This window comes from Nonomuraea sp. NPDC001699, from assembly GCF_053596455.1.
The window spans coordinates 342,767-367,021 of sequence record NZ_JBSFGF010000003.1 but is presented as its reverse complement, the minus strand read 5'-3'; the positions used below and the strand labels follow the sequence as shown (position 1 = coordinate 367,021).

21 protein-coding genes and 1 riboswitch are annotated in these 24,255 nt (G+C 71.8%); all 21 genes read left to right on the top strand.

Going from position 1 to position 24,255, the window contains the following annotated elements; translation table 11 throughout:
- Positions 1-10: 10 nt before the first annotated feature.
- The 21 genes from ACWCSU_RS11850 to ACWCSU_RS11750 all read left to right on the top strand — a co-directional run bounded on the left by ACWCSU_RS11850 (position 11) and on the right by ACWCSU_RS11750 (position 24,040).
- Complete coding sequence (locus tag ACWCSU_RS11850) at positions 11-862, top strand: dihydroorotate dehydrogenase electron transfer subunit (protein ID WP_357705339.1); 852 nt, start codon at positions 11-13, stop codon at positions 860-862.
- Positions 852-1,829, top strand: a complete 978-nt coding sequence (locus ACWCSU_RS11845) for a dihydroorotate dehydrogenase (protein ID WP_357705340.1) — start codon at positions 852-854, stop codon at positions 1,827-1,829. The genes ACWCSU_RS11850 and ACWCSU_RS11845 overlap by 11 nt, the downstream gene beginning before the upstream one ends.
- Entirely contained in the window at positions 1,826-2,524 is a 699-nt protein-coding gene (gene pyrF, locus ACWCSU_RS11840) for an orotidine-5'-phosphate decarboxylase (protein WP_357705341.1), read from the top strand. The genes ACWCSU_RS11845 and pyrF overlap by 4 nt, the downstream gene beginning before the upstream one ends.
- 433 nt (positions 2,525-2,957) lie before the next feature.
- Complete coding sequence (mihF, locus tag ACWCSU_RS11835) at positions 2,958-3,281, top strand: integration host factor, actinobacterial type (protein ID WP_020541698.1); 324 nt, start codon at positions 2,958-2,960, stop codon at positions 3,279-3,281.
- 121 nt (positions 3,282-3,402) lie between these two features.
- Positions 3,403-3,990 (top strand): guanylate kinase, encoded by a 588-nt coding sequence (gene gmk, locus ACWCSU_RS11830; RefSeq protein WP_364091495.1) that lies wholly within the window; start codon positions 3,403-3,405, stop codon positions 3,988-3,990.
- A 5-nt stretch (positions 3,991-3,995) separates the two neighbouring features.
- A complete protein-coding gene (gene rpoZ, locus ACWCSU_RS11825; RefSeq protein ID WP_043638590.1) occupies positions 3,996-4,265 on the top strand; it encodes a DNA-directed RNA polymerase subunit omega in 270 nt (89 codons plus the stop codon).
- 8 nt (positions 4,266-4,273) lie between these two features.
- Positions 4,274-5,467, top strand: coding sequence for a bifunctional phosphopantothenoylcysteine decarboxylase/phosphopantothenate--cysteine ligase CoaBC (gene coaBC, locus ACWCSU_RS11820; protein ID WP_449934945.1), 1,194 nt, complete (start codon positions 4,274-4,276; stop codon positions 5,465-5,467).
- A 126-nt stretch (positions 5,468-5,593) separates the two neighbouring features.
- On the top strand, positions 5,594-5,917 hold the full coding sequence (locus ACWCSU_RS11815) for a hypothetical protein (protein WP_352322592.1): 324 nt from the start codon (positions 5,594-5,596) through the stop codon (positions 5,915-5,917).
- Positions 5,918-6,045: 128 nt separating this feature from the next.
- On the top strand, positions 6,046-7,236 hold the full coding sequence (gene metK / locus ACWCSU_RS11810; protein ID WP_449934944.1) for a methionine adenosyltransferase: 1,191 nt from the start codon (positions 6,046-6,048) through the stop codon (positions 7,234-7,236).
- Between the two features lie 284 nt (positions 7,237-7,520).
- Positions 7,521-9,974 carry a primosomal protein N' gene (locus ACWCSU_RS11805; RefSeq protein WP_449934943.1) on the top strand — a complete coding sequence of 818 codons (2,454 nt, stop codon included), beginning with the start codon at positions 7,521-7,523 and terminating at the stop codon, positions 9,972-9,974.
- A gap of 49 nt (positions 9,975-10,023) precedes the next feature.
- Complete coding sequence (locus ACWCSU_RS11800) at positions 10,024-11,502, top strand: hypothetical protein (RefSeq protein WP_449934942.1); 1,479 nt, start codon at positions 10,024-10,026, stop codon at positions 11,500-11,502.
- Between the two features lie 37 nt (positions 11,503-11,539).
- A complete protein-coding gene (locus ACWCSU_RS11795) occupies positions 11,540-12,895 on the top strand; it encodes a hypothetical protein (protein WP_357705346.1) in 1,356 nt (451 codons plus the stop codon).
- 28 nt (positions 12,896-12,923) lie between these two features.
- Positions 12,924-13,472, top strand: a complete 549-nt coding sequence (def, locus tag ACWCSU_RS11790) for a peptide deformylase (protein ID WP_357705347.1) — start codon at positions 12,924-12,926, stop codon at positions 13,470-13,472.
- A gap of 2 nt (positions 13,473-13,474) precedes the next feature.
- Positions 13,475-14,404 carry a methionyl-tRNA formyltransferase gene (gene fmt, locus ACWCSU_RS11785; RefSeq protein WP_357705348.1) on the top strand — a complete coding sequence of 310 codons (930 nt, stop codon included), beginning with the start codon at positions 13,475-13,477 and terminating at the stop codon, positions 14,402-14,404.
- Complete coding sequence (locus tag ACWCSU_RS11780) at positions 14,391-15,848, top strand: RsmB/NOP family class I SAM-dependent RNA methyltransferase (protein ID WP_449935104.1); 1,458 nt, start codon at positions 14,391-14,393, stop codon at positions 15,846-15,848. Before fmt ends, ACWCSU_RS11780 begins: the two co-directional genes overlap by 14 nt.
- Positions 15,849-15,970: 122 nt before the next feature.
- Positions 15,971-16,624, top strand: coding sequence for a ribulose-phosphate 3-epimerase (gene rpe / locus ACWCSU_RS11775; protein WP_357705349.1), 654 nt, complete (start codon positions 15,971-15,973; stop codon positions 16,622-16,624).
- A gap of 921 nt (positions 16,625-17,545) precedes the next feature.
- Positions 17,546-18,523 (top strand): ABC transporter permease, encoded by a 978-nt coding sequence (locus ACWCSU_RS11770; protein WP_357705350.1) that lies wholly within the window; start codon positions 17,546-17,548, stop codon positions 18,521-18,523.
- The gene (locus tag ACWCSU_RS11765) at positions 18,524-19,363 is read left to right on the top strand and encodes an ABC transporter permease (RefSeq protein WP_357705351.1); all 840 of its coding nucleotides are present in this window, start codon (positions 18,524-18,526) and stop codon (positions 19,361-19,363) included.
- The gene (locus tag ACWCSU_RS11760; RefSeq protein ID WP_357705352.1) at positions 19,360-21,429 is read left to right on the top strand and encodes an ABC transporter ATP-binding protein; all 2,070 of its coding nucleotides are present in this window, start codon (positions 19,360-19,362) and stop codon (positions 21,427-21,429) included. Before ACWCSU_RS11765 ends, ACWCSU_RS11760 begins: the two co-directional genes overlap by 4 nt.
- Complete coding sequence (locus ACWCSU_RS11755) at positions 21,426-23,135, top strand: ABC transporter family substrate-binding protein (RefSeq protein WP_357705353.1); 1,710 nt, start codon at positions 21,426-21,428, stop codon at positions 23,133-23,135. Before ACWCSU_RS11760 ends, ACWCSU_RS11755 begins: the two co-directional genes overlap by 4 nt.
- A 95-nt stretch (positions 23,136-23,230) precedes the next feature.
- Positions 23,231-24,040 (top strand): oxygenase MpaB family protein, encoded by an 810-nt coding sequence (locus ACWCSU_RS11750; protein WP_449934941.1) that lies wholly within the window; start codon positions 23,231-23,233, stop codon positions 24,038-24,040.
- Positions 24,041-24,117: 77 nt separating this feature from the next.
- Positions 24,118-24,248: riboswitch (FMN riboswitch) on the top strand.
- The last annotated feature ends 7 nt before the right edge of the window (positions 24,249-24,255 follow it).

Genomic DNA, 24,255 nt, shown 5'->3' with positions numbered 1-24,255 from the left:
CGGCACACCTGTGCAGGTGACGGGCACGGTGCTGACGACGCGCCGGGTCGACGCCTACCATGCGCTGACGGTGGTGGCGCCCGGCATCGCCGAGCGTTACCGCCCCGGCCACTTCGTCTCCGTGGCGGTCGGCGGGCCCCACACGTCGATGGTGACGCGCCGCGCGCTGTCCATCCATGACGTCAAGTCCGACTACGGCGGCACGGTCGAGCTCGTCTTCACCGCCGCCGGGCCGGGCACGTCCTGGCTGGCCGAGCGGCGCGCCCGCGACACGCTGGACCTGGTCGGGCCGCTCGGGAGGCCGTTCCCGCTGCCGCGCGACCCGGTCAACTGCGTGCTGGTCGGCGCCGAGTACGGCTCGGCCGTGCTGTTCCCGCTGGCCGACGCGCTGCTGGCGCGCGGCTGCCGGGTCGACTTCGTGCTCGGCGGCGCCGGGGCCGACCGCGTCTTCGGCGCCATGCGGGCCCGCCGCATCGCCGAGACGACGACCCTGACCACCGAGGACGGCTCGCTCGGCCTGCGCGGCAAGGTCACCGACGCGCTGCCCTCGGTGATCGCCGACACCCGGGCCGACGCCGTCTACGCCTGCGCGCCCATGCCGGCGCTGCGGGCGGTGACGGCGGTGGCGATGGAGTTCGACATCCCGGTGCAGGTGGCCGTCGAGGAGTCGATGGCCTGCGGCATCGGCGTGTGCATGACGTGCGTCATCCCGGTCATCGGCGACGACGGCGCGACCAGGATGGTCCGCGCGTGCGCGGAGGGGCCGGTGTTCCGGGGGGAGCGGGTGCGGTTCGAGGACGTGGGAACGATCCCGTTCGACGCGCTCGGCGCCCCCGGAGGCGGTGCACGACATGTCAGTTGATATGCGTACATTTCTGGCGCACGTGGAGCTGGGGAACCCGATCACCACGGCCGCCGGCTGCGCGGGTTCGGGCCAGGAGCTCGCCCAGTTCTTCGATCTCCACCGGCTCGGCGCGCTGACCACCCGGTCCGTCACCATGGCCCCGCGCGCGGGCCGTCCGACGCCGCGCATGGCCGAGACGCCCTCAGGCATGCTCAACGCCGTCGGGCTCCAGGGGCCGGGCATCGAGGCGTACCTGGAGCGCGAGCTGCCCTGGCTGGCCCAGCGCGGCATCAAGACCATCGTCTCGATCGGCGGCGGCACCGTCGCCGAGTACTCCGAGCTGGCCCGCAGGCTCGCCGACGCGCCCGGGGTGACCGCTCTGGAGGTCAACCTTTCTTGCCCGAACATGGAGGACCGAGGGCGTGTCTTCGCGCGTGAGGGCAGCGCCGCGGCCGAGGTGATCGCCTCGGTGCGCTCCATCATGCGCTACGACGTCCCCGTGGTGGCCAAGCTCGCGCCCGACGTGGCCGACATCGTCTCCGTCGCCCGCGCCTGCGTGGACGCCGGCGCGGACGCGCTGTCCATGATCAACAACCCGCTCGGCATGGCCATCGACACCGAGGCGCTGCGCCCCTCGCTGGCCGCCGTCACCGGAGGGCTGTCGGGGCCCGCCATCCTGCCCCTGGCCGTCCGCTGCGTGTGGCAGGTGCACGCGGCCCTGCCCGGGGTGCCGCTGATCGGCATGGGCGGCGTGATGACCGGCAGGGACGCCTTCCAGCTCATCCTGGCGGGCGCCTGCCTCGTCGGGGTGGGCACCGCCCTGTTCCACGACCCCTACGCGTGCCTGCGCATCGAGCGCGAGCTTGAGGACCTGCTGCGGGCCCGCGGCTTCCAACGCCTCGCCGACGCCGTCGGCCTGGCCCACCGACCGCCGGGGAGCGCTCCCCGGCACCTTCTGGCCGACTCCGAGGAGATCTCCCCTTGACGCCCGCACCCATCGCCGTCGCCCTCGACGCCCCCGACCTGGAGACCGCCGCCCGGTGGGCGAGCCTGGTGACGCCGCACGTCAGCACCATCAAGGTGGGCCTGGAGCTCTACCTGCGCTACGGCCCCGACGTGATCGCCTCCGTACGCGGCGCCAGCGGCGTGCAGATCTTCCTCGACCTCAAGCTGCACGACATCCCCAACACCGTCGCGGGCGCCGCCAAGGCCGTCTCCCGCCTGCGCCCGGCCATCCTGACCGTGCACGCGGCCGGCGGCGCGGCCATGATCCGGGCCGCGGTCGAGTCCGCGCCGCAGACCAAGATCGCCGCTGTGACGATCCTCACCTCGCTGAACGAGTCCGACCTCGACCGCATCGGCCTGGCCGGGCCCGCGGACGAGGCCGTGCGCCGCCTGGCGGCCCTGTCGGTCGAGGCCGGCGCCACGGCGCTGGTGTGCTCGCCCCACGAGGTCGCGGCGGTGCGGGCCGAGGTGGGGCCCGGCATCACCCTCATCACGCCCGGCGTGCGCCCTCAGGGGGCCGACGTGCAGGACCAGGTACGCGTGGCGACCCCCGAGCAGGCGTTGGCCGACGGCGCCGACCTGCTCGTGATCGGCCGCCCGATCACCGGCTCGGCGGACCCGGGAGCGGCCGCCGCCGCCATCGCCGCCTCGCTGCGCCGCACGACCGCCTCCTGACCCGGTTTCCCGGCCCGGTTCGCCCGGTTCACCCGGGCCGTTTCCGGGCCGGTCTTCCGGCGCGCGGGCGGGGCATGGCGGCAGGCGTCGCCGGACCGTCCGCACAGCCCTCGCTCACAAGATCGTAATGCATCCGGCGGGCGTTCGCGCACCCTTCCCGAATCGGGTTTCGGTCCTGGTCCGGCCCTGGTTTCGGACATGATCGGCCGGCGCGCGGACGATCTTCGCCGTGTTCCGGGACGCCGTCCGGGCCGCTCGCGTGAAGCGGGAAGTGAGGGCGATTTGATCAGCAGTGGGTAATTTTACGCTCACGGACAGTGATGAAGTGGATTTTGTGAGGAGAGAAACTGCTCTTGACGTTGCTTAGGGGGCGATGACCAGCTAGTTTCCCTTCCCGTCCGAGTACATCGACAGAAATTCGAGGTGACCCGGCGTGGCTCTTCCTCCCCTGACCCCTGAGCAGCGCGCCGCAGCCCTTGAGAAGGCTGCCAAGGCCCGTAAAGAGCGTGCCGAGGTCAAGAACCGGCTCAAGCATGGCGCGGTTTCTCTGGCTGAGGTGCTCAAGGATGGGCAGACCGACGACGTCATCGGCAAGATGAAGGTGTCGGCACTGTTGGAATCGCTCCCCGGCGTGGGCAAGGTCCGCGCCAAGCAGCTCATGGAGCGGCTTGCCATCGCCGAGTCCCGCCGCGTGCGGGGTCTCGGTGCGAACCAGAGGGCCTCCCTCGAGCGCGAGTTCGGTGGCAACGAGAGCTAATCTCTGTTCCACAAGAAAGCGCAGGTTCAACGGGGGGTAGGAAGTGACCGAGAGGTCCTGGTCCGGCGAAGCAAGGGCCCACGAGGCAGTCGGATCGGGAGCGAAGGTCGGCTTCCTCCCCCTGAGCAAGAGGCGGCTGACGGTCCTGTCAGGGCCGTCGGGCGTCGGCAAGTCCACGGTCGTCGCCGAGCTCCGGCGGGCACACCCCGAGGTGTGGCTGTCGGTCTCGGTGACCACCAGGAGGCCCCGTCCCGGCGAGGTCAACGGGGTCCACTACTTCTTCGTCGACGGCGAGGAGTTCGACCGGCTCGTCGAGGCCGGTGAGCTGCTGGAGTGGGCGGAGTTCGCGGGCAACCGCTACGGCACCCCGCGCGAGGCGGTGCTGGACAAGCTCGCCCAGGGCGTCCCGACCGTCCTGGAGATCGACCTGGAAGGCGCCAGGCAGGTGCGTGGCACCATGCCGGACGCCCTGCTGGTCTTCCTGGCCCCCCCGACGTGGGAGGAGCTGGAGAAGCGGCTGCGCGGCCGCGGCACCGAGCCGGAGGACGTCATCGAGCGCCGGCTCCAGGCCGGACGGGTCGAGATGGCGGCCGAGTCGGAGTTCGACCTCACGCTGGTGAACACGAGTGTCCATGAAGTGTGCCACCGGCTGATAGCCTTGATGACTGACCCTCAGGGGGTCACCACCACCATCAACCGAGAGGTCTGACAATCGTGGCAGGCACCACCCCGGCCGCGGAGGGCATCACCAACCCGCCGATCGACGCGCTGCTCGACATCGTCGACAGCAAGTACTCCCTGGTGATCATGGGCGCCAAGCGCGCCCGCCAGATCAACGCCTACTACTCCCAGCTCGGCGAGGGCCTGCTGGAATACGTCGGGCCGCTGGTCGAGACGCACGCTCAGGAGAAGCCGCTGTCCATCGCGCTGCGCGAGGTCTCCGAGGGCCTGCTCAACGCCGAGCCCATCGAAGGCGCGGTCTGACCCCTTCGATGAAGGTCGTCCTCGGCGTCAGCGGCGGCATCGCCGCGTACAAGGCGTGTGAGCTGCTGCGGCTGTTCACCGAGTCAGGTCACGAGGTGCGGGTCGTGCCGACCCGCGAAGTCCTGCGGTTCGTGGGCGAGCCCACCTGGGCCGCCCTGTCGGGCAACCCCGTGACCGCCGACGTCTGGGACGACGTTCACGAGGTGCCCCACGTCCGCATCGGCCAGCGCGCCGATCTCGTCGTGGTGGCGCCGGCGACCGCCAACACCCTGGCCAAGGCGGCCCACGGGCTCGCCGACGACCTGCTGACCAACACGCTGCTGACGGCGCGCTGCCCGGTCGTGTTCGCCCCGGCCATGCACACCGAGATGTGGCAACATCCGGCCACCCGCGCCAACGTCGCGACCCTGCGCGAGCGCGGGGCCGTCGTGATCGACCCGGCCGTGGGGCGCCTCACCGGCGCCGACACCGGCCCCGGCCGCCTGCCCGACCCCGCCGAGATCTTCCAGGTCTGCCTGCGCGTGCTGCGCGGCGGGCCGCGCGACCTGGCCGGGCACAAGGTGGTGATCTCCGCCGGAGGCACCCGCGAGGCGATCGACCCGGTCCGCTTCATCGGCAACCGCTCGTCCGGGTTGCAGGGGTACGCCCTGGCCCGTACGGCGGTCGCGCGCGGCGCCGAGGTGACCGTCGTGGCCGCCAACGTCGCGCTTCCCGACCCCGCGGGGGCCACCGTGGTGCGGGTGGGGTCCACGGCCGAGCTGCGCGAGGCGGTGCTGGCCGCCTCGGAGAAGGCCGACGCCGTCGTCATGGCGGCCGCGGTGGCCGACTTCCGCCCGGCGTCCCGGCACGACACGAAGATCAAGAAGACCGACGGCGAGCCCGATCCTATCCACCTGACGAAGAACCCCGACATCCTGGCCGAGCTGGGCCTGCTGCGCCGCGAGTCCGGCACCGGCCCCCGGGTGATCGTCGGGTTCGCGGCCGAGACCGACGACGTGCTCGCCAACGGGCAGGCCAAGCTCGCCAGGAAGGGCTGCGACCTGCTGGTGGTCAACCAGGTGGGGGAGGGGCTGGCGTTCGGCACGCCCGACAACGCCGCCACCGTCCTCGTCGCCGGCGGCGATCCCGTCGAGGTGCCGCGCGGCCCCAAGGAGGACGTCGCCGACGCCGTCTGGGACCTGGTCGCGCCCCGCCTGTCCTAGCGCCCGATTTTCGGCGGGAACGATTACCTGATCGCCAGTTGCGACACCCCGGACGCCTACCGATACTTGGGGGCAAAGGGGGACGGAATGCCGGTGGGTTCCGCTGTCAGGGATCGTTGCAGGAGATTGCTAGAGGACCAGGGAGGAATCCGTTACGTCTTCCCCGCGTTGTCCGTGGGGCCGACGGGAACGGGCCACTTCCTCATCGTCGTCACTGATTCGTCCGTCTCGGTGCTCACCACCAGGACCCTCCGGAGTGACCGGCCGGTCGCGGTGTTCGCCACGTATCCGAGGCACACCAGGCTCGGGCCGATCCTGCCCGGACCGTTCATCGAGCTCGGCAACACCGTGTTCGAGTTCGACGAGGAGTACGCGGCGGTGGTGTCCGCGGCCGACGCCGAGGTCTTCGCGCCGGAGACGCTGCCCCCCGATCCCCTCCCCGACCTGTGACCGGACACGGACACGGGACGGTTTCGCGACCGGGCGCCGGGTAGGGCTAGACTTCGGCGAGGCCCTGGCGTGTACTTCCGTCCCGGGCCCAACATCCGTCAGCAGCCGCTGCATGAGGAGCCACTGAGTTGTCACGTCGCCTGTTCACCTCCGAGTCGGTCACCGAAGGCCACCCGGACAAGATCGCCGACCAGATCAGTGACGCGATTCTCGACGCCATGCTCAAGGACGACCCCAAGAGCCGGGTCGCCGTCGAGACGCTGATCACTACCGGCCAGGTCCACGTCGCAGGCGAGGTCACGACCGAGACCTACGTCGACATCCCCGGCGTCATCCGGGAGAAGATCCTGGAGATCGGCTACGACGCCTCCCACAAGGGCTTCGACGGCGCCTCCTGCGGCGTGTCGGTGTCCATCGGCGCGCAGTCGCCCGACATCGCCCAGGGCGTCGACGACGCCTACGAGCACCGCGTGGGCGGCGGCGACGCCGACGAGCTCGACCGCCAGGGCGCCGGCGACCAGGGCCTGATGTTCGGCTACGCCTGCCGCGAGACGCCCGAGCTGATGCCGCTGCCGATCACGCTCGCGCACCGGCTCGCCCAGCGCCTGTCCGACGTCCGCAAGACCGGCAAGGTTCCCTACCTGCGCCCCGATGGCAAGACCCAGGTCACCATCGAGTACGACGGCGACAAGCCCGTCCGCCTCGACACCGTGGTCGTCTCCACCCAGCACGCGGCCGAGATCGACCTCAAGGAGATGCTCGCCCCCGACATCAAGGAGCACGTGGTCGACCCCGTGCTCGACGGGCTGGAGATCGAGACCGAGGGCTACCGGCTGCTGGTCAACCCGACCGGCCGCTTCGAGATCGGCGGCCCGATGGGCGACGCCGGCCTGACCGGTCGCAAGATCATCATCGACACCTACGGCGGCATGGCCCGCCACGGCGGTGGCGCGTTCTCGGGCAAGGACCCGTCCAAGGTCGACCGTTCGGCGGCGTACGCGATGCGCTGGGTGGCCAAGAACGTCGTCGCGGCGGGGCTGGCCGACCGGTGCGAGGTGCAGGTCGCGTACGCGATCGGCAAGGCCCAGCCGGTGGGCCTGTTCGTGGAGTGCTTCGGCACCGAGAAGCTGCCGGTGGAGCAGATCCAGGCGGCCGTGCTGCGCGTCTTCGACCTGCGTCCGGCGGCCATCATCCGCGACCTCGACCTGCTGCGCCCGATCTACTCCGAGACCGCCGCTTACGGACACTTCGGCCGTGAGGGCTTCTCCTGGGAGTCCACCGACCGCGCCGAGGCCCTTCGGACGGCTGCCGGTCTCTGACCTCTCCCGGTTCTTGTTCGACGCAGGTGCCGCATCCGGCCCATCGGGGCGTGGATGCGGCACTTGTCGTCGGCTGAGGTCGGTGTGAGGCGGGTTCTGCTCGGCTGTCCGTCTCTTCGCTGAGGGCGGGTTCGCCTTCGGGGGCTCGGTCGCAGGTCCCGGCGGATGTCGGGTGTCCGGCGTCCTGCGGTGTGGTCTGCCTGCATGCCTGTTGTCGTGTGCTCCTTTTCACGGTCGAGTCGGCGTGGGGATGGCGGGGCGCGGGGTCTGGTAGACGTTAGTGCGTGACCCACTCCGACGACGCCCTTCTGCCGCTCGACGCCGTGCGGCCCCCGGCGTCGTCCAAGGACACCAAGGGGGCCGTGGTCGCGGCGCCCGAGCGGCCGGTGGCGCGAGTGGTCGTGGACAGCCCGCTGCCGCACCTCGACCGTCTCTTCGACTACCTGGTGCCCGCCGCCATGCACGAGGCGGCCCGGCCCGGGGTGCGGGTGCGCGTCCGGTTCGCGGGCAAGCTGATCGACGCGTTCCTGCTGGAGCGGGTGGACGAGAGCGATCACGAGGGCAGGCTGACCCCGCTGGAACGGGTGGTCTCTCCCGAGCAGGTGCTCACGCCGGAGATCGCGGGTCTGGCCCGCGCCGTGGCCGACCGTTACGCGGGCACTCTGACCGACGTGCTCCGCCTGGCCGTCCCGCCGCGCCATGCCAAGGCCGAGGCCGAGATCCCGCCCCCCGCCGGCCCGGCTCCCGGCTCCTCCCACGAGGCCGGCTCGCCGGACACCGTCGAGGAGACGCCCGGCGGTGCGGGTGACATCGGGGAGCAGCGAGCAGCCGACGGCGACACCGGCGTCGTGGGCGGCGGTTCCGCGGGTGACGGCCGCGGGGACGCCTCGGAGCATGCGGGGGAGGGGCGTGAGAGCGCCTGGGACGCCTATCCGACCGGGCCGTCCTTCCTTGACGCGCTGCGCCACGGTCGCGCCCCACGCGCCGTGTGGTCGGCGCTGCCCGGCGCCACGGGCTGGGCCGGGGCCATGGCGGAGGCGGTGCTCGCGACGCTGGAGGGCGGGCGGGGAGCGGTCCTCGTCGTCCCCGACGGCAAGGACGTCGCGCTGGCGGACGCCGAGTTCGAGCGGCTGCTCGGCCCGGGCAGGCACGTGGCGCTCACGGCCGACCTGGGTCCCGCCGAGCGCTACAGGCGGTGGCTGAAGGTCCTCAGAGGCCAGGTACGCGCGGTCGTGGGCACGCGGGCCGCCATGTTCGCCCCCGTGGCCGATCTCGGCCTGGTGGCCATCTGGGACGACGGCGACGACCTGCACGCCGAACGCCTGGCCCCCTACCCCCACGCCCGGGAGGTCCTCGGCCTGCGTGCCCACCGGACCGGCGCGGCCATGCTGATCGGCGGCTACGCGCGTACGGCCGAGGCCACCCAGCTCGTCGCGACGCGCTGGGCCAGGCCGATCGTGGCCGCCCGCACCATGATCAGGACCGTGGCCCCGCGGGTGCGTCCCGCCGGTGAGGACGCCGAGCTGGCCAAGGACCAGGCGGCCCGGCAGGCGAGGCTGCCCAGCCTGGCCTGGCGGGCGCTGCGGCAGGGGCTGGAGAGCGGGCCGGTGCTGGTGCAGGTGCCCAGGCGCGGTTACCTGCCGGCGCTGGCCTGCCGCCACTGCCGTGCCCCGGCGCGGTGCGTCCTGCCGCCCACCAGGATCGCTCCGCACCTCGCCGCACCACCGGCCCCCGCCGCCGCGCCGACACCCGTCCGGGGTGGCGCGGGAGCGCCTGCCGGGGCCGAGGGGCGGGGCGGGCCGTTGCCGGTCGCCGGTGAGGCGCTCACCCTGTCGGCGGCGGCGTCCGGGGCGGTCCCGCTCGGCCTGCCCCTGCACGCGCCGGGGACAGGCGCCGGGGCTCTGCCGCCCGCCGTCGACGGGTTGGCCGGGATGCCGGATGGGTCCGCGGCGCACGGCGGCGGGGAGTCGCTGTGCCATGGGCCGCTGGCGCTCAGGGCCGGGCACGCCGCCCCCTACTGCCGCTGGTGCGGCCGGGTCGACGCCGACTGGCGATGCCCGTCCTGCGGCAGCCCCCGCCTGCGGGCGGTCGTCACGGGGGCCAGGCGCACCGCGGAGGAGCTGGGCCGGGCCTTCCCGTCGGTGCCGGTGCGCACCTCGGGCCGGGACGGCGTGCTGGCCCGCGTGCCCGCCGCCCGCGCCCTGGTGGTCGCCACGCCCGGCGCCGAACCCGTGGCCGAGGGCGGTTACGCGGCGGCCGTCCTGCTCGACGGGTGGGCGCTGCTGGGCCGGGCCGACCTGCGGGCGGGGGAGGAGACGCTGCGCCGGTGGATGAACGCCGCCGCGCTGCTGCGGCCGTCCGCCGAGCTGGTGGTGCTCGGGGACGCCGGGCTGCCCTCCGTCCAGGCGCTGCTGCGGTGGGACCCGATCACGCACGCCGAACGCGAACTGGGCGACCGGGCCGAGCTGGGTTTCCCGCCCGCGGTGCGGATGGCGACGCTGACGGGTTCGGCCAGTGCCGTGCGGCAGATGCTCGACGAGGTACGCCTCCCGCCCGACGCCCAGGTGCTCGGCCCCGTCCCCGTGGACGAATCCGGCCTGGAACGGGCCATGATCCGGGTACGGCGCGGCGGCGGGGCGGCGTTGTCGGCCGCGCTCAAGGGGGCCAGTGGGGTGCGTGCGGCGCGTAAGACACCAGATGTCGTGAGGGTGAGTGTCGACCCACTCGACCTGATTTAGACCGTTTCCCCGATTCGCTCATCTGTTGGTCAGCCGTTAGCGTGCCCCTGTGTCGATCGAATGGGTGAACCAGGCCATCGACGACCTGCGCGCATGGGGGCGCGCGCGGGAAGTCGAGGTGGACGCGGACGAGGTCCGCCTGCTCTGCGACTACGCCAGCGACTACCTCGACGTCGACGAACTGAGCGACTTCACGCCGGAGACCTTCGACGAGCTGCTGCTGTCCATCTATCCGCGCAAGGTGATCGCGCCGCCCGAGAGCGCGCCCGAGACCGTGGCGGCCGCCCGCACTCTGGTCGACTACCTCGGCGACGCCGGCCATGTCGGTCCGGACACCGTGGCGGGCATGCGCGCGCGGCTCGACGAGATCGCTCCGCGCATGCCCGAGGCCCTGGCCGACACGGCCAACTTCGGCATGGCCAAGAGCCTGTTCAGCTCGATCGGGCCCGAGTCGCTCGAACAGGCGGTGCCGGTGCCGTCCGGGGAGCTGCCCGACCTGGGCGAGGCGCCCTGCGACTGTCCGGGCTGCACCCCGCTGCCCGCCGTGCGGCTGGCCTCGGAGGAGGAGCTGGCCGAGGCGCTGCGGGCCGTTCCGGGGCTGGCCGGCGGCCCGCCCCCGGGCGACCCGGCCGACGGCGGGCCGCTGCGCGCCTGGGCCGAGACCGTGGCCCGCCTGCTGGAGGACGACACCGGCGGCGAGATCACCGGCCACGCCGAGCTCGACGAGGGGCTCTACGACCTGTTCGACATGCTCTACCGCCTCCAGGCGCCGGTGCCGCTCCAGGTCGTCGCCGACTACCTGGAGGAGGTCTCCGGCGAGGGCGGCGTCGACGTGGGCGGAGCGCTCGACCGGCTGGCCGGGTGGGGCCTGGTCCGCCTCACCGGCGAGGCCGCCGAGCTGACGCCCCTGGCGGTGTGGGGGCTGCGCGAGCACTACCTCTCGCTCGGCCTCGACGCCCCGATCGCCCCCGACCTGGGCGAGGCCGACGCGCGCGGCCTGATCGAAGGGCTGCTCGAAGGGCTGCCCGCCGAGCTGGCCGAGCAGGACATCTCCCGCTGGCTGTCCGGCCGCGCGGCGGGCGAGGCGGCGGCCGAGCTGCTGACCGCCGCCTCCGGCGCGCCCGCCGTGGCCCGCGGCATCGCGATCACCATCGTCGACCGGCTGGGCGCGGAGGCCGAGCCGCAGGTCCGCGAGCACCTCGACGACCAGGAGCTGCGCCCGCACGTCATACACTGGCTGGCCGCACGTGGTCTCGGCGCGCCGCCGCTCACCCAGGAGGAGTTGCTCTGGGTCAGCGTCGACATGCTCGCCCTGGCGATGCCGGCCGCTCGGGAGGATCCGGAGATCTTCGCCGAGAACATGGCGGCGTCCGGTCCGCCGGCCCACCTCATCGAGGAGATGTGGCGGGTCGACCACCCCGACGTGGTCGAGGTTCTGGAGCTGCTCGGACGCTCCATCCCCGACGACACGGTGGCCAAGGCGGCGCGCAAGGCGGCGTTCAAGGCACGCTCCCGGGCCATCCGTTGAGTACGCCCTTGTGACTGCTGTGCAGTAAGTTTCGTGGGTGGCAAACAACGTCTTCGACCTCGCCGAGCTGCGCAAGCTGATCGATGAGCAGGCCGCCGTGCCTCCACGGCCACCTGAGGAGACCTCTGTGGAGCACGAGGCGCTGACCTTCCCGCCCGTCCTGCTGGCGAGCGACGCCGAGCTGGCCCGGGCGGTGCCCGCGGTGCCGCTCGTCGCCGACGCCATCCGCCTGACCGCCTGGACGGGCAGCCGCGAGGTGGGCGCCGACGGCATGCTGGGAGAGTCCGACGCCAGGGCCGCCGCGGAAGAGCTGGGGCTCCAGGAGTCCCGGATGCGGCTGATCTGGATCGTCGCGGTCAACACCGGCCTGCTGCGCATCCTCGGCGGCCGGGCCTCGCGCGGCCCGCTGTCGATGCAGCTCACGGTCGAGGCCACGCTGGAGTTCTGGGACGGCGTGGTGATGGACGTCCTCGACCGCGCCGACGAGGGCCTGACCGGCTCGGCCGTGGTCGACGACCACCTGGCCGAGATGCTGGCCACGATCTACTCGGTGCGCTCGGGCGTGGCCGTGGGCAACCTGGCCAGGGGCATTTTGCAGTCGCACGAGGTGGCCTGCGCGCCGGGCCAGGTCGAGATGCGCAGGCTGGCCGCCGCGCTGCCGGCCGAGCTGCTGGAGGCGGTGTCGCTGCTGACGTACTGCGGGCTGGTCGAGCAGACCGAGGCCGGGCGCACGGCGCTCACCCCGCTCGGGGTGTGGGCCGTCCGGCGCGACCTGCTGCGCGAGGGCCACGACGCGCCCACCGCCGCCGAGGTGCAGGTCTTCGCCGACCTGTCGGCCGCCGAGCTGGTCGAGGCGCTGGTGAGGGGCACGGCCACGCAGAGCGCCGTGGCGGGCTGGCTGGAGCGCCGGCCGCCCGAGGCGGCCGCGCGCGACCTGATCGAGATCGCCGCCTCCGGCACCGCCGGGCAGCGCGGCGCGGTCGGCGCCATCCTGGAGGAGCTCGGCCCGGAGGCCGAGCAGCCCGTGCGCCAGGCGCTCGACCACCCGCTCACGCGCCGCTACGCCGCCTCCTGGCTGCACATCCGCGACCTGGAGGCCCCGCCGCTCAGCGCCGAGGACCACACCTGGATCGCGGTCGACAACCTCGCCGCGCTCATGCACCTGTCGGGCCCGGCCGCCGGCCGCCTCGACATGCCCGAGCCGGGCGAAGACCTGATCAAGCTCGTCGGCGAGATGCCCGCGGTCGGCCATCCCGACACGCTGGCCGTGCTCGACATGCTCGCCGGCACCCACGACGACCGGGCGGTGGCCAAGGCGGCGCGCAAGGCCGCGATGAAGGCTCGCTCCCTGGGCACGACCGGCCGCCGGCCCACCGCCGGTAAACTGGGCTGATCAACGTTCGAGAACAGGAGTGAGCCCCTTGGCGATCCAGTCGATCCGGCTGTTCGGAGATCCGGTGCTGCGCACCGCGGCGGCCCCGGTCGTCGACTTCGACAAGGAGCTGCGCAAGCTGGTCAAGGACCTCACCGACACGATGATGGACGCCCCGGGCGCGGGCCTGGCGGCTCCGCAGATCGGCGTCGGCCTGCGGGTGTTCACCTACTACGTCGACGACCAGCTCGGCCACCTCATCAACCCCGACCTCGACCTGTCCTCCGACCTCGACGAGGACGGCGAGGAGGGCTGCCTGTCCTTCCCCGGCCTGAGCTACCCGACGCCGCGCGCCGTCCGCGCCGTGGCCAAGGGCTTCGACATGCACGGCGAGCCGGTCACGCTGGAGGGCACCGACCTGATGGCCCGCTGCTTCCAGCACGAGACCGACCACCTCGACGGCATCCTGTTCATCGACCGCATGGACCCCAAGCAGCGCAAGCTGGCCATGAAGGCCATCCGCGAGGCCGAGTGGAGCGGCCTGTCCGCCCCCGTGATCAAGATGTCGCCGCACGCTACCGGCGGAAGGGCGCTCTGACGATGCGGCTGGTCTTCGCGGGCACACCCGAGACGGCGCTGCCGTCGTTGCGCATGCTGATCGACTCGCCGCGGCACGAGGTCGTGGCCGTCGTCACCCGTCCCGACGCCCAGTCCGGGAGGGGGCGCAAGGTCCACCCCTCGCCGGTGGCCGAGCTCGCGGAGGAGGCCGGCATCGAGGTGCTGCGCCCGGCCAAGGTCGGCGATCCCGCCTTCCTCGACACGCTGCGCGCGCTGGAGCCCGACTGCTGCCCGGTGGTGGCCTACGGCGCGCTGCTGCCGCAGTCGGCGCTCGACGTGCCCCGCCACGGCTGGATCAACCTGCACTTCTCGGTGCTGCCCGCCTGGCGCGGCGCGGCGCCCGTCCAGCACGCGGTGCTGCACGGCGACGAGATCACCGGCGCGACCACGTTCCAGATCGTCAAGGAGCTCGACGCGGGCCCGGTCTACGGGGTCGTCACCGAGGAGATCCTGACCCACGACACCAGCGGTTCCCTCCTCGAACGCCTGTCGGTCTCCGGCGCCGGCCTGCTGGCCGCCACGCTCGACGGCGTCGAGGACGGCGCGCTGGAGGCCCGTCCCCAGCCGCTCGACGGCGTCACCACCGCGCCCAAGATCAACGTCACCGACGCGCGGGTCGACTGGTCCAAGCCCGCCATGCGGGTCGACCGCCTGATCCGCGCCTGCACCCCCGCTCCGGGGGCGTGGAGCGAGTTCAGGGGCCAGCGGGTCAAGCTCGGCCCGGCCAAGGTCGCCGTCCAGGCCGACCGGCTCGCGCCCGGCCGGATCGTCGCCACGAAGAGCGCCGTGCTCGTCGGCACCGCCACCGACCCCGTCGAGCTGGGCGAGGTGCAGCCGCAGGGCAAGCGGGCGATGGGCGCGGTCGAGTGGGCGCGCGGCGTCCGGATCGCGGGTGACGATGCCTTCGCGTGACCGGGGCGGCCCCACGGGCACCAAGCCCCGCGGCGCCGGCCGTCCCCGCCGCCCCGCCCGCGACCACGCCCGCAACGCCGCCTTCGACCTGCTGCGGGCCGTCGACGAGCGCGACGCCTACGCCAACCTGCTGCTGCCGCGCCTGCTGCGCGAGCGCGACATCCGGGGGCGCGACGCGGCGCTGGCCACCGAGCTGGCCTACGGCACGCTGCGCGGCCTCGGCACCTACGACGCCATCATCGAGATGTGCAGCGACCGGGCGCCCGACCCGGCCGTGCGCGACGCCCTGCGGCTGGGGGCCCACCAGCTCCTGCGCATGCGCGTCCCGCCGCACGCCGCCGTCGGCACCACCGTCGATCTCGTCCGCCTGCGCATCGGCCAGGGCGCGGCCAAGTTCGTCAACGCCGTGCTGCGCAAGATCGGCTCACGCGAGCTGGAGGACTGGATCCCGATCGTCGCGCCCGACGCCGAGAAGGACCCCGTCGGCCACCTGGCCGTCGCCTACGGACATCCCCGGTGGATCGTCTCGGCCTTCCGCGACGCGCTGGGCGGCGGCGGGGAGCTGGCCGACCTGCTCGACGCCGACAACGTCCGTCCGCTGGTGACCCTGGTCGCGCGGCCGGGGCGCAGCTCGGTGGCGGAGCTGGCCGAGGCGGGGGCCGATCCCGGCCGCTACTCGCCGTACGCGGCCTACCTGCGCGAGGGCGATCCCGGTCAGATCGAGGCCGTGGCCGAGACGCGCGCGGCCGTCCAGGACGAAGCCAGCCAGCTCGTGGCGCTGGCCCTGACCCGGGTGCCGCTGGAGGGCGAGGACGAGCTCTGGCTCGACATGTGCGCCGGGCCGGGCGGCAAGGCGGGCCTGCTCGACGCCGTCGCCACCTACGGCGACCTGGCGGGCCTCGACGGCGAGCGCCGCGACGGTCTCGACGGCACCGGGGTGGCGTTCCCGGGCGGGGCCCGGGTGCTGGCCGCCGACGTGCAGTACCACCGGGCGCGGCTGGTCTGGCAGACCACCAGGACCGCCTCGGTGGTCACCGCCGACGGCACCGAGCCCGCCTGGCGGCCCGGGGTGTTCGACCGGGTGATGCTCGACGCCCCCTGCACGGGGCTGGGCGCGCTGCGGCGGCGTCCGGAGGCCAGGTGGCGGCGCGACCCGGCCAGCATCGCCGAGCTGGGCGCGTTGCAGCGGCGGCTGCTCGGCACGGCCCTCGACGCCGTGCGTCCGGGTGGCGTGGTGGCGTACGTGACGTGCTCGCCGCACCTGGCCGAGACGCGCGTGGTGGTCGGCGACGTCATGGGCCGCAGGGGCGACGTGGAGCAGCTCGACGCGCGCGACTACCTGCCGGAGGCCGAGGGGCTCGGCGACGGCCCGCACGCGCAGTTCTGGCCGCACCGCCACGGCACCGACGCCATGTTCCTCGCCCTCCTCCGCAAACGCCCCTGACCTCGGAGCCGCCCGCGCGATGGCGCAGGGGGGAGGGCCGTCCGGGGTCCTGAACCCCGGGGGGCCGGCGTCGTGGGAGGGGCGTTCGGGGTGGATCGGGCGGTTCAATAGACTGGCGCATCATGGCCGTACAGATCTCGCCCAGCATCCTCGCCGCCGACTTCGCGCGGCTGGCCGACGAGGCCGCCGCCGTGCCGAACGCCGACTGGCTGCACGTGGATGTCATGGACTACCACTTCGTGCCCAATCTCACCCTCGGGCTGCCCGTGGTCGAGTCCCTCCGCAAGGCAACGCAGACCCCTCTCGACTGCCATCTCATGATCGCCGACCCCGACCGTTGGGCCCCCCAGTACGCCGAGGCCGGGGCGGGCAGCGTGACCATCCACGCGGAGGCGTCCAAGGCGCCGGTGCGGACGTTGCGCGAGATCCGGTCGCTCGGCGCCCGGGCGGGGCTCGCGCTCAACCCGGCCACGGCCGTGGAGCCGTTCGAGGGGCTGTTCGGCGAGGTCGACATGCTGCTGCTGATGACGGTGGAGCCCGGGTTCGGGGGGCAGAAGTTCCTCGACATGGTGCTGCCGAAGGTGCGGGCGGCGCGGGCGATGATCGAGCGGCACGGCGGGTCGGTCTGGCTCCAGGTCGACGGCGGCGTGACGGCCGAGACGATCGAGCGCTGCGCCGAGGCGGGCGCCGACGTGTTCGTGGCCGGCAGCGCCGTCTACGGGGCCGACGACCCGGTCGCCGCCATCGACGCCCTGCGCGCCGCCGCCACCCGCTGACCTTCCCCCGCCACGGCGCGTCCCCCCGCCACGGGGGGGCGTCCCTTCCGCGCCACGGGCGTGCTCGCGCACTCCCGTGGTGCCCCCGTCCCTCCAAGAGCGCCCCACGGTGCCGCACGTCGGCACCAGACCCGCGCCGGGCCTGCGGCACCACAGCCGCGCCCGGCCCGGTGCAGCACCAGGGCCGTGCCTGGCCTGGGGGCGTGGCATCAAGGGCGTGCTCGGCGAGGCGCGGTGACGCGTCTACGGGACGCGGTGCGAGGCCCAGCTTCAGGGGCGCGGGTTGGCTGGCCGTCGGGAGAACCGGGCCTGCCGCTTCGTGCGGGCGTGTGGCGCTTCCCGACGGGTGTGGGGCGCTGTGGGAGGACCTCGGTGTCGCGGACGGGCGTTCGGCCGCGGTGGATGGACGCCCCCGCGCGGCCGGCGGTTCGTCGGGCGCGGGGTGGTGAGCGGAGCGTGAGCGCGTGGCGATCGTCCTGGGGACGGCTCCGGGGCGGGCGGCAGCGTGCCCTCAGACCGATCCACTTCGGCCGCCCACCTGAGATCAAAAGCCGCGACATCGCGAAATTTCAATCCCTACCCTATTGATCAGTATGACGTGCGTCACTTCGGGATTGGGTTATTTTTTGTCAGGATTCTGTGACATAGCCTGATCCGATAGCGCGCGTTACCGATCTTGATAGCTCGCGTTTCCCCAGGTCAACCCCCTTATCGACCCGTGATCACCGGCGGGGCCCCACCATGCGAAGTGACCTTTCTGTTATGTCGAACTATTGCTGACTGTGATGTTTGGCTAGATATCCTGCGTTTTGATCGCCGTTCCGCGTCATCACTTTTCGCGGCGTAAGACGGTCTTTTACCATTGCGGGGGTCTTCTCCTACCGGGGTTTCCGGGCCCTCGTTCAGTGCGAACGGAGGGTAATGGGCAAGTACCTGCTGCGCAGGTTGGCGATCAATCTGATCCTGGTCGCGATCGCGGCCAGCCTGGCCTACATGCTCGCCGCGACGACCATGAACCCTCGCGGTGCGTACGAGGGCCGCCAGCCTCCTGTCGCCGAGGAAGTCATCGACGCCACGCTCGACGCCTACAACCTCAACGACAAGACGCCCGTCCTGGAGCGCTACGGAACCTGGGTCAAGGGCGTCGTCACCGGGGACTTCGGCAAGACCTGGAACGGCGGTTCGGTCAACGACGAGATGGGCCGGCGGATCTCCGTCAGCCTCCGGCTGCTGCTGGTCGGCACCATCGTGGGATTCGTCCTGGGAGTGGCGCTCGGCGCGTTGTCGGCGATCAAGCAATATCGGATCACCGACCGGGTGATCGGTGTCGGCTCGTTCGTGATCATGGCGGTGCCGGTGTTCGTGCTGGCCACGCTGCTGGCGATCAGCGCCTACAACCTCAACCGAGGGCTCGGCTTCACGCTGATCGAGTTCACCGGCGAGTACAACCCCAAGCTGTCCGGCTGGGACCAGTTCACCAACCGGCTGAACCACCTGATCCTGCCGACCATCTCGCTCAGCCTGGGCTCGATCGCCTTCTACAGCCGCATCCAGCGCAACATGATGCTCGACGTGCTCGGCCAGGACTTCGTCCGCACGGCGATGGCCAAGGGCCTGCGGCGCAGGACGGCCCTGATCAAGCACGCGCTTCGTACCGCGCTGATCCCCGCGGCGACGTACTTCGCCTTCGCCTTCGGGACCATGCTCACCGGCGCCACCTTCACCGAGAAGATCTTCGCCTGGAACGGCATGGGCGCCTGGCTGGTCGACTCGATCAACCAGAACGACGTGAACTCGGTCGCCGCGGTCAGCATGTTCGCCTCCGTCTGCGTCCTGTTCGCCGGCTTCCTGTCGGACCTGCTGGTGGCGGCCCTCGACCCACGAGTGAGGGTGAGCTAAGTGCGTTCCAAGGTTGTTCTCGGGCGGATGCTGCGCAACCGGCAGGCCCGCTACGGCTTCATCGCCCTCGTGCTGCTGGTGGCGCTGGCCTACATCGGGCCCCTCTTCGGCGCCTACGACTGGACGGACAAGGACTTCCTGTCCTTCCTGTCGGCGCCGTCGTCCGACCACTGGTGGGGCACCACCACGATCGGCCAGGACATGTACGCCGTCACCCTGCGCGGCATGCAGAAGTCGATCATCATCGGCCTGCTCGTGGCGCTCATCTCGACCGGCCTGGCCGCCGTGGTCGGCGCCTTCGCCGGGTACTTCGGCGGCTGGGTGGACCGTGTCCTCATGTGGGGCGTGGACCTGCTCCTCGTCCTGCCCAGCTTCCTGATCATCGCGATCGCCTCGCCGCGCCTGCGCGGCGCCTCCTGGCTCTGGTTCGTGGTCCTGCTGGCGGCGTTCGCCTGGATGATCACCTCCAGGGTGGTCCGCAGCATGACGCTCTCGCTCCGTGAGCGCGAGTACGTGCAGGCGGCCGTCTACATGGGCATCCCCCGCTGGAAGATCATTTTCCGGCACATCGTGCCGAACCTGTCCTCCTTGCTGATCATCGACGCCACGCTGAACGTCAGCGGCGCGGTCATCGGCGAGGCCGCGCTGTCCTTCTTCGGCTTCGGCATCCAGCCGCCCGACGTCTCGCTCGGCACGCTGATCGCCGAAGGCTCCCGCAACGCCACCGGCTACCCCTGGCTGTTCGCCTTCCCCGCCGGGCTCCTGGTGCTGCTGGTGCTGAGCATCAACCTCATCGGAGACGGCCTGCGCGACGCACTCGACCCGGGGAGCAACTCATGAGCATCCTGGAGGTCCAAGACCTCACCGTGACCTTCCCCGGCGGCATCGAAGCCGTCCGCGGCGTCAGCTACGAGGTCGGCCGCGGCGAGGTCCTGGGCATCGTGGGCGAGTCCGGTTCGGGCAAGTCCGTGACGTCCCTGGCGATCATGGGTCTGCTGCCGCGCAACGCCCAGATCAGCGGCTCGGTCAAGCTCCACGGCCAGGAGCTGATCGGGATGAAGGAAGAGGACCTGGTCAAGGTCCGCGGCAAGTCGATGAGCATGATCTTCCAGGATCCGCTGTCGGCCTTCACGCCCGTCTACACGATCGGCGACCAGATCTCCGAGGCGCTGCGCGTCCACCAGAAGCTGGGCAAGGACAAGGCCGCCAAGCGCGCCGTCGAACTGCTCGACCTGGTCGGCATCCCGCACCCGGACGTGCGCGCCAAGGCGTTCCCGCACGAGTTCTCCGGCGGCATGCGGCAGCGCGCGATGATCGCCATGGCCATCGCCAACGACCCCGACCTGCTGATCTGCGACGAGCCCACCACCGCGCTCGACGTGACCATCCAGGCCCAGGTGCTGGAGGTGCTCAAGACCGCCCAGCGCGAGACGGGCGCCGGCATCGTCATGATCACGCACGACCTGGGCGTCGTCGCGGGCATGGCCGACCGGGTGCTGGTCATGTACGCCGGCAAGCCGGTCGAGCAGGGCAACGTCGACGACATCTACTACCGGCCGCGGATGCCGTACACGATGGGGCTGCTCGCCTCGATCCCCAGGATCGACGGCGAGGAGGGGCCGCTGGTGCCGATCGAGGGCAACCCGCCCTCCCCGGCGGCGCTGCCGCCGGGCTGCCCGTTCGCGCCGCGCTGCCCGATGAAGATCGACTCGTGCGACGACGAGGAGCCGCCGCTCACCGACGTCGGCGGCGGCAGGCACGTGGCCTGCATCCGCTCCCGCGAGATCGAGTACAAGGGCCTGACCGGCGCGGACGTGTTCCCGGTCCCGGTCATCCCGGTCAGCGAGGTGGTCCGCGTGCCGCGCGAGCAGCGCGCGACCGTGCTGGAGCTCGACAACCTCATCCGGCACTACCCGCTGATGAAGGGCGCGGTGTTCAAGCGCCGCGTCGGCACCGTGCACGCCGTGGACGGCATCAGCTTCGACATCGCCGAGGGCGAGACGCTGGCCCTGGTCGGCGAGTCGGGCTGCGGCAAGACCACGACGCTGCAGCAGATCATGCAGCTCGCCCCGCCGCAGAGCGGCCGGATCGTCGTGCTCGGCCAGGACAGCGCCAAGCTCGGCCCGTCCGGGCGCAAGGCGCTCAGGGGCGACCTGCAGATCGTCTTCCAGGACCCGATGGCGGCGCTCGACCCGCGCATGCCGGTCGGCGACATCGTCGCCGAGCCGCTGCGCGCCCACGGGCGCAAGAACGTCAAGGAGCGGGTCGCCGAGCTGCTCGAACTGGTGGGCCTGGCGCCGGAGTACGCCGAGCGTTACCCGCAGAGCTTCTCCGGCGGCCAGCGCCAGCGCATCGGCATCGCCCGCGCGCTGGCCCTGGAGCCCAAGCTGCTGGTCCTGGACGAGCCGGTCTCGGCTCTCGACGTGTCCATCCAGGCCGGTGTCATCAACCTGCTGGACCAGCTGAAGAACACCCTGGGGTTGTCGTACCTGTTCGTGGCGCACGACCTGGCCGTGGTCCGGCATCTGGCCGACCGCGTCGCGGTCATGTACCTCGGCAGGATCGCCGAGATCGGCACGGTCGAGGAGGTCTACGACCGCCCCGCCCACCCCTACACGCAGGCGCTGCTGTCAGCGATCCCGCTGCCCGACCCCGAGATGGAACGCACACGCAAGCGGATCCTGCTCGAAGGTGACCTGCCCAGCCCGGCCGACCCGCCATCGGGTTGCCGGTTCCGCACCCGCTGCCCCAAGTTCGCCCTGCTCACCGAGGCCGAACGCGGGCGCTGTGTGGACGAAGAGCCCTCGGTTGCCCGGCTCGCGAACGCCGTCGACCACGGCGCCGCCTGCCACTACGCGGAGGAAGTCGAGGTCATCACGGCCTCGGACGATCAGGAGGAAAAGTGAAGGTTCGTTACCGGGCGGCGGCGGGAATCGCCGTCCTCGCCATGGCCGCGGCGGCTTGTGGCGGTGGTGGCGGCGAGGCCAAGAAGCCGAGCGCCGAGCAGTCGCAGCAGGCTCAGCAGCAGATGTCGGAGACTCCGGGCATCTCGATCAACCCCGTCGCGTACGAGCAGGTCAAGGACGGCGGCACGCTCACCCTCTCGGTCGGCCAGTGGCCGAGCCAGTGGAACGGCAACCACGTCGACGGCAACCAGCGCGACACGGCGGACATGCTCGACTCGCTGATGCCGCAGCTGATGGTCGCCGACTCCGAGGCCAACTTCAAGGCCAACCCCGACTACCTCACCGACGTCAAGATGGACCTGTCGTCGGGCAAGCAGGTCGTCACCTACACGCTGAACGACAAGGCCCAGTGGTCGGACGGCACGCCGATCACCTGGAAGGACCTTGAGGCGGCGTGGAAGGCCAACAGCGGCAAGGACAAGAAGTTCAAGCCGGCCTCCACCGACGGCTGGGACCGCATCGAGTCGGTCACCAAGGGTGACTCCGACAAGGTCGCCATCGTGACCTACGCCAAGAACTACCCCGACTGGCAGGGGCAGTTCTCCCGTTCGCCGCACCTCTACCCGGCCTCCCACATGGAGACCCCGGAGAAGTACGAGAAGGACTACCTGCAGAAGATCCCGGTCACCGCCGGGCCCTTCAAGGTCGAGAGCATCAACGAGGGCACCAAGACCCTCACCGTGGTGCGCGACGACAAGTGGTGGGGCCGCAAGGCCAAGCTCGACAAGGTCATCTTCCGGACCATCGAGACGCCCGCCGCGCAGGTGAACGCCTTCGCCAACGGCGAGCTCGACGCCGTGGAGATCCCGCCGGGCAGCCCCGCCGACCTCAAGCGGGCCAAGGAGGTCCCGAACGTCGACGTCCGCAAGGCGCTCAGCCCGAACTGGCGGCACATCACCGTCAACAACCAGAGCGAGTTCCTGAAGGACAAGTCGGTCCGCCAGGCCGTCGCGTACGCGATCAACCGTGACGTGATCACGCAGTCCGACCTCAAGGACATGGACTGGCCGCTGCAGACGCTGGGCAACCACGTCTTCATGAACAACCACAAGGCGTACGTCGACAACTCCGGCGACCTGGGCAAGTACAACCTGCCCAAGGCCAAGGAGCTGCTCGACGCGGCCGGCTGGAAGCAGGAGGGCGACGTCCGCAAGAAGGACGGCAAGGAGTTCTCGCTGAACTTCGTCGTCCCGGCGGGCCTGCCCTACGCCAAGACCGAGGGTGAGCTCACCCAGGCGATGCTCAAGGAGGCCGGGATCAAGCTGACGATCCGCCCGGTCCCCGATGACAAGTTCTTCACCGACTTCATCATCAAGGGCGACTTCGACCTGGTGCCGTTCTCCTGGATCGGCACGCCGCTGCCGATGGGCTCCCTGCCGCAGATCTACAAGTCGGGCTCCGAGTCCAACTTCCCCAAGGGCAGCGACCCGGCGCTGGACGCCGCGATCGACGCCGCGGTCGGCGAGATGGACCCGACCAAGTCCGCCGAGCTGGCCAACGCCGCCGACAAGCTGATCTGGGACCAGGTGCACACCATCCCGCTGTACCAGCGTCCTGACATCCAGGCGACCAAGAAGACGCTGGCCAACTACGGCGCCTTCGGCTACCAGGCCGCCGACTACACGGCGATCGGCTTCACCGGCTGATCTCCGTCCCGCACGACAGCCTCACGAAACCCCCGGCCGTTCTCGGCCGGGGGTTTTCGGCATGCTTCACCGCCTATATGGGTAACTGTTCACTTATGGACGACTATGGGATCTTCGGCCCCGAGTCGGTGACCTGGCGGGTGATGGGGGAGCCGATCCAGCTCGTCGGCGGCTTCCGCGCGCTGCTCATGCAGGGGCTGCACCCCAGGGCGATGCGCGGCGTGCTGCAGAACTCGGCGCTGCTCGACCCGGCGGAGGCGTGGGCGCGCTTCCTGCGGACCAGCGAGTTCGTCCGGGTGCGCACGTACGGCACGCGCGCGGAGGTCGAGCGGGCCGGCCGCCGGGTGCGCGCGATCCACGCCAGGCTGACCGCCCATGATCTTGAGACCGGCGAGACCTACCGTCTGGACGACCCCGAGGCGCTGCGCTGGGTGCACGTCGGCGAGGTCGACTCCTACCTGACGGTCGCCCGTCGCGCCGGCGTGCGGCTGTCCGACGCCGACGCCGACCGCTTCGTCGCCGAGTGGCGGCGCGCCGCCGAGGTCGTGGGCCTGACCGGGGACGACGTGCCGGGCTCGGTGGCCGAGCTGCGCGACTACATCGCCGCCCGGCGTCCCGAGCTGCGGCTGGTGCCCGAGGCCGCCCATCCGCTGCGGTTGTCGCTGCACACCCCGCTGCCCGGCGCGCTGTCCGCGCTGCGGCCCGCGGTGCCCGCGCTGACCGTGCTGGCCCTGGCCACGCTGCCGCGCTGGGCCCGCCGCCTGTACGGCCTGCCCGCCACGCCCGTCGGCGACCTGTGGGCCTCGGCCACGTTGCGGGCCCTGCACACCGGCATCGGCCTGGTCCCCGCGCAGGTCCGCTACGCGCCCTCGGCCCGCCGGGCGCGCAAGCTGATGGCTGCCTGAGCGAGCGCTTGTTCAAATAGCACGGGGGCGGTCGCGCTTTCCGTAGGCGGCATGGCAAACTGGTACAAGAAGAGAGCTAGCGTGCTCCGGGGTCGGTGAAAGTCCGAACCGGCGGTTACAGTCCGCGACCCGGCCGATGCCATCGGCCGGTTGACCTGGTGAAATTCCAGGACCGACGGTTAAAGTCCGGATGGGAGGAAGCGCGCGAGGTGTCC